Origin of the sequence: Foetidibacter luteolus (genome assembly GCF_009650435.1) — a bacterium.
In the GTDB taxonomy this organism is placed as follows: Bacteria; Bacteroidota; Bacteroidia; order Chitinophagales; family Chitinophagaceae; genus Foetidibacter; species Foetidibacter luteolus.
The window spans coordinates 1-5,123 of sequence record NZ_VVIP01000010.1 but is presented as its reverse complement, the minus strand read 5'-3'; the positions used below and the strand labels follow the sequence as shown (position 1 = coordinate 5,123).

The window sequence follows — 5,123 nt, the reverse complement described above, 5'->3', positions numbered from 1 at the left end:
GTACAATCCATCATGCAATTTTAAGTGCACACAGGCCAATGAAGATGAAAGGTGCTGAAGCGAGCCTATAAAAACATGGTTTTTTGTTCTAATTTTGGGAACAAAAACAATGGCCTACAGGGCTGCTTTGTAATTTAAAATATAAAGGGACGGCACTCTTGTAATAAGACTTGACGTACAATCTGCCACGACTCTCCGGAGTACACAGGCATAGGCAACTCACTGTAAAAGGTGACATGGCTTGCAGAGGAAGAATCAATTATTTAAAATCCACGTATCCATTTATTGTTGTTTTAGCTGCTGCCAGAAAAAATCATTATTTTTTTGGAGATGATTATGTTTTGCTACCACAGTGGTTTTAGCAGGCTAAAGCCTTGCTAAAACCACAATCTTCAGAGGAAGAGTGCGACGCAAGGGACGCCTCATAGTAATTCCTGTCGCCGGGCCCATAAACAAAAAAATGGCGAAGCCAGTTTTACTGTCTTATTTGCCTGCACTGGCTATGTTGTTGCCTGTTTTGCCAAACCATATGCCTGCCGGATACATTGTTGCGATAAATTTACCGGGTGAAAAAAAATGCAGTTTTAGGTATTGTACTTTCCGCCGGAATTGCCGTGATAGGAACTTTTCCCCGGCTGATAAGGATTGACAGCCTTGCCTGGCAACAAGTGGTTATAAGCATAACTTACACTTTTTTGTTCGCGTTGCTAAGCTGGTTCCTGCACTCGTACCTGTTACATACGCCAAGTTTAAAAAAGCATTTGCCAGCCGGCGGATGGATGGGCTTTTGGAGTATTGTTTGCATAGGGCTAATTGTCTATCCTTACGATTACCTGTTTGTACGCCTGGTATCACTACCCGCCCAGTTTGCTGAAATGCCGTATGCCAGGAGGCACGTTATTGTTTTGCTGCGTGGGCTGGTTATAAGCGGGCTAATTTATTTTATACTGTATTACCTGCATATGCTGGCGGAGAAACAAAAAAACGAAATTGAGATTGAACAGTTAAAACAGGCGCAGCTTAGCGCTAACCTGTCATCGCTAAAAGAACAGATTAGCCCGCATTTTCTGTTCAATACCTTAAATACGCTAAGCACTTTAACACAGGAAAAAGAAGTGAAGGAGTTTATAAGCCAGCTTTCGAATGTGTACAGGTATGTGCTGCAATACAAGGATAAGAATACTGCCATGCTGCAGGAAGAGCTGGCCTTTATAGCATCTTACCTGTACATTATTAAAGCGCGGCTGGAAGATGCTATACACATTGATATACACGTTAGCGATGTTGCCATGCAAAGCAAAACGCCACCGCTTACTTTGCAGATACTGGTTGAAAACGCGGTGAAGCATAATGTGGCGGCGAGTTATAAACCTTTATCTATAGCTGTGTATGACACGGGAGGATATCTTATGGTAGAGAACAACTTTCAGCCGAAGTTATCCGTGCCAGAATCTACGGGTACCGGGCTGAGCAACATTGAGCAGCGTTATGGGTTATTGTTTAACAAAGAAATTGTTATTGAGCGAAATGAATATTCCTTTATAGTAAAACTTCCGCTTATTCTATGAAAATTTTGATTATTGAAGATGAAGCCAAAGCTGCCAGGGAACTGCAAAGCATCATTACAAAAATTGATGATACCCTTAACGTTGTGGCAATACTGGAATCTGTGGAGCAGGCTGTAGAATGGTTTGCCAACAACCAGCATCCTGACCTGATTTTTTCTGACATACAACTTGCAGACGGCCTTAGCTTTGATATATACAGCAAAACCGGTGTGCAATGCCCGGTAGTTTTCTGTACCGCGTTTGATGAATACCTGATGACAGCCTTTGATACCAACGCCGTAAGCTATTTGCTGAAACCTGCTACGCAGGAAAAAGTGGAGAAAGCCTTACTTAAGTTTAAGAGCCTTAAATCTGTATTTGAAAAAGAAACGGAGCAGCAGCACGTGGCCAACCTGCTGGGACAGTTGAATTTTAAATATAAGTCGGCATTGCTGGTGCATTTAAAAGACAAGATAATTCCGTTGCAGGTAAAGGATGTTGCGTTTATTTATCTTGCCAATGGCCTGGTTAGTATTACCACGCAGGCTAACCAGAAATACTATATCTCTTCCACAATGGATGACCTTGAGAAAACGCTCGACCCGGTTCTTTTTTACAGGGCCAACAGGCAGTTCATTATCCACCGCAACGCCATAGCCAATGCTGAGCGCTTTTTTGCCCGCAAGCTGGTGGCAAAGCTGCATGTGGCCACCCCTGAACATGTGGTAATAAGTAAGGCCAAAGCCTCTGAATTCCTGGCCTGGCTTGAGGGCGGATAACATTGGCGCCGGCACGCCTGCCTTGAAGCAAAAAATGCCTGCTTTGTCGTGTTCATTCGTATTGTTTGTATTATTATGAAGCAGCTTGCAGCCACATAAGCAAGCGCTATGAAACATAAACTCTTTTTACCCCTTTTTCTACTCGTTTTTCTAGTTGATCATGTTAATGCTCAGTTTGCTGTTGGCGATAAGTGGTACAATAACCCTTTGGGCTTTAAACCGCTTAACCTGCACACGAGCATGGGTGTTATTGTACCGACAGTAGCGGCTGGCACGGCTTTGCTGCTGACAACAAAAGACAGTACGCTACAGCGAAAATTATCCATCTATAACGAAACCGGTTTTTCCTGGGGGTACAAGTATCCATATACTTTTCTGCCGCAAAACAGTACGGGCATTAATTACCAATTGCGCAAGTGGATGTCTGTGGGTGTTGAACTGAGCATGTATTTTCCACGTGATGATTTTAATAAAACTACAGGCGTGGCTATACGGCCATTTGCCAGGTTTTATCCAGTTAATAAAAAAAGCTGGCGGTTTTACTTTGAGTCGGGGGGTGGATTTATCTATCTCATTGATGAGTTTCCATTACCAACAGACCAGGATAACCGGTTGGGTACACAGTTTAACGGTGTAACCAGGTACGGGTTGGGAACAGAAATAAACCTGTCGCATTCTGCGGGCCTTATGTTGGGTGTTAGGCACCTGCACATATCGAATGGAAATTCAAAAGGTGTGGAACGCAACCCATCACACGACAGCAATGGATTTTTTGTGGGCTTTGCTTACAGGCCCTGAGGGTAGCCAAACTGCTGCGGCCGTTTCGCGGCGCATCTTGCCTGTTTGGCGGCGGTTTAAAAGTTTTTCGAAAGGATACTGTATCACATTTGTAGCGCGGCCGCAATTAATAGCAACTTTAAAATTAAAGCAATGAACAAAACACTAATGATCCTGATGATGGCGCTTGGCTTGTGGATGCAAGGGCTTGGAGCGTTGGCGCAAAACCCAACGGCAAATGCTGAAACCATCCTGGGTAAATGGACCAACGATGACAAAACACGCACCATTGAGTTTGTAAAAAAGAATAATACCTACGAAGCTATTGTACGTGAAGCCGATAAGGCTGAACTGGTAGGTAAAACTTTAATTACCAGCCTGGTTGCAGAGAACGGAAAATACAATGGGAAAATTTATATGCCCAGGCAGGGCAAAAGCTTTTCCTGCACCATTGTTCTGAAAGATGAAGACACTATGATGCTGACCGGTAAAGCAGGGTTGATGAGCCGCACCAAAACGTGGACAAGAGTTAAATAGCAAAATGAATGAGGATGTTGAGACTGGAAAGAATACTATTGATAATTGCATTAGGGCTGGCTGGTAATACTGCATTTGGGCAGCTAAGGTTCTCTTCGCTGGAGGATATATGGGGCTATGCGGACAAACACAGCACAGAGATACAGGCAGCAAGAAACAACAGGTTGATAGCGGAAAAATCTTTGAAGCAGGCATACGGCAGCATGTTGCCTTCTGTAACTGCGAATGGAAGTTTTACGGATAATGTAACAATACAATCAACGCTAATTCCGGCTACGCTATTTAACCCTGCCGCACCTGAGGGAACATTTACGGAAGCAACTTTTGGTCGCCGCTACATATACAACGCCAACATAAATACCCAGTTTGATATATTGAACATGCAGGACTGGTTTGCTGTTAAAGCGGCAAAATTTGAGAAGGAAATGGCCACACTTAACATTGAAAAAAGCAGGCGTGATTTGTATGCCCGCCTGGCGGATGCCTATTTTTCTTGCCTGCTGTTAAATGAAGCGGAGCGCATAACGCTGGAAGACCTTAATACTACTACCGTTGTGTATAACATTGCAAGAAATAAGTTTAATGACGGCCTGGTTAGCGGGATAACGCTTAATACCGCCCTGATAAACAAAAGCAAGGCGGAAAAAAGCCTTGGCGTTATTGCCGAAAACAGGAAGATACAGCTAAATAACCTGCGGTTGTTGCTGAATTGCAATGACAGTATTTACCTGCCGGAAACTTTACCGTTAAAGGTACAGGTAGTGGACAGTATTAGTTTTTTGCCCGACCCGGAGATTGGGTTGGCTAATACTGAAATGCTTGTTGCAATGAATAACTGGAAGTCTTCAAAAGCCGCGTTTTCGCCGGTACTGTCGGCGGTGTACCAATACAATACGCAGGTAGCCTCTGATGAATTGCTGAAGTTTGGCAACAGCAATACCATTCCGCAACAGTATTGGGGTTTAAGGTTGTCTGTACCCATTTTTACAGGCGGCACAAGGAAATACCAGTTGGATAAATCCAGGTTGGAATACGAAACCCGCCGGACACAGTATGAAGCAGCCAAACTACAGAGCAGCATTTCTAATTCCAACATTCTTTTATCATACAACAGCTCTCTGAAAGCCTATCAAAAATCGGTTTCCATTTTAGAACTATACGAGAGCAACGACCGGCACGCCCAAAACAGGCTGCAGGAAGGAGTTGTTTCGCTTGACGAGCGGCTGCGGTCTTACTCAGATTTAACTGCCAGCCAGAATGAATACCTGCAAAGCATGAGCGATTACTTTATCCAGGCATATAAGCTTAAGATAAAGTTGCTGGGTATGGAGAGTAAATGAACCATGTAAGTCATGTCAGGGCATGTAAGAAAGCCAAAGCATTACGTGGATAGCTAACATATCCTCGCATGGCTTACATGGTTCCAGAATTTTGTTGATTTTTTCGATGAACCATGTAAGTCATGTCAGGGCATGTAAGAAAG

5 protein-coding genes are annotated in these 5,123 nt (G+C 43.6%); all 5 read left to right on the top strand.

Annotated features, from left to right (window positions below; genetic code table 11):
- The first annotated feature begins 566 nt into the window (after positions 1-566).
- A complete protein-coding gene (locus F0364_RS02900) occupies positions 567-1,568 on the top strand; it encodes a sensor histidine kinase (RefSeq protein WP_153796254.1) in 1,002 nt (333 codons plus the stop codon).
- Positions 1,565-2,326, top strand: coding sequence for a LytR/AlgR family response regulator transcription factor (locus F0364_RS02895; protein ID WP_153796253.1), 762 nt, complete (start codon positions 1,565-1,567; stop codon positions 2,324-2,326). The genes F0364_RS02900 and F0364_RS02895 overlap by 4 nt, the downstream gene beginning before the upstream one ends.
- A gap of 108 nt (positions 2,327-2,434) precedes the next feature.
- Positions 2,435-3,124 carry an acyloxyacyl hydrolase gene (locus F0364_RS02890; protein WP_153796252.1) on the top strand — a complete coding sequence of 230 codons (690 nt, stop codon included), beginning with the start codon at positions 2,435-2,437 and terminating at the stop codon, positions 3,122-3,124.
- Positions 3,125-3,256: 132 nt separating this feature from the next.
- Positions 3,257-3,640 carry a DUF2147 domain-containing protein gene (locus F0364_RS02885; protein ID WP_153796251.1) on the top strand — a complete coding sequence of 128 codons (384 nt, stop codon included), beginning with the start codon at positions 3,257-3,259 and terminating at the stop codon, positions 3,638-3,640.
- Positions 3,641-3,648: 8 nt separating this feature from the next.
- Positions 3,649-4,980 (top strand): TolC family protein, encoded by a 1,332-nt coding sequence (locus F0364_RS02880; RefSeq protein WP_153796250.1) that lies wholly within the window; start codon positions 3,649-3,651, stop codon positions 4,978-4,980.
- Positions 4,981-5,123: the final 143 nt, after the last annotated feature.

Excerpts from the sequence above, each read along its gene's own strand:
- F0364_RS02885 (WP_153796251.1), top strand. The coding sequence starts at position 3,257 with ATGAACAAAACACTAATGATCCTGATGATGGCGCTTGGCTTGTGGATG.
- F0364_RS02890 (WP_153796252.1), top strand. The coding sequence starts at position 2,435 with ATGAAACATAAACTCTTTTTACCCCTTTTTCTACTCGTTTTTCTAGTT.
- F0364_RS02895 (WP_153796253.1), top strand. The coding sequence starts at position 1,565 with ATGAAAATTTTGATTATTGAAGATGAAGCCAAAGCTGCCAGGGAACTG.
- F0364_RS02880 (WP_153796250.1), top strand. The coding sequence starts at position 3,649 with ATGAGGATGTTGAGACTGGAAAGAATACTATTGATAATTGCATTAGGG.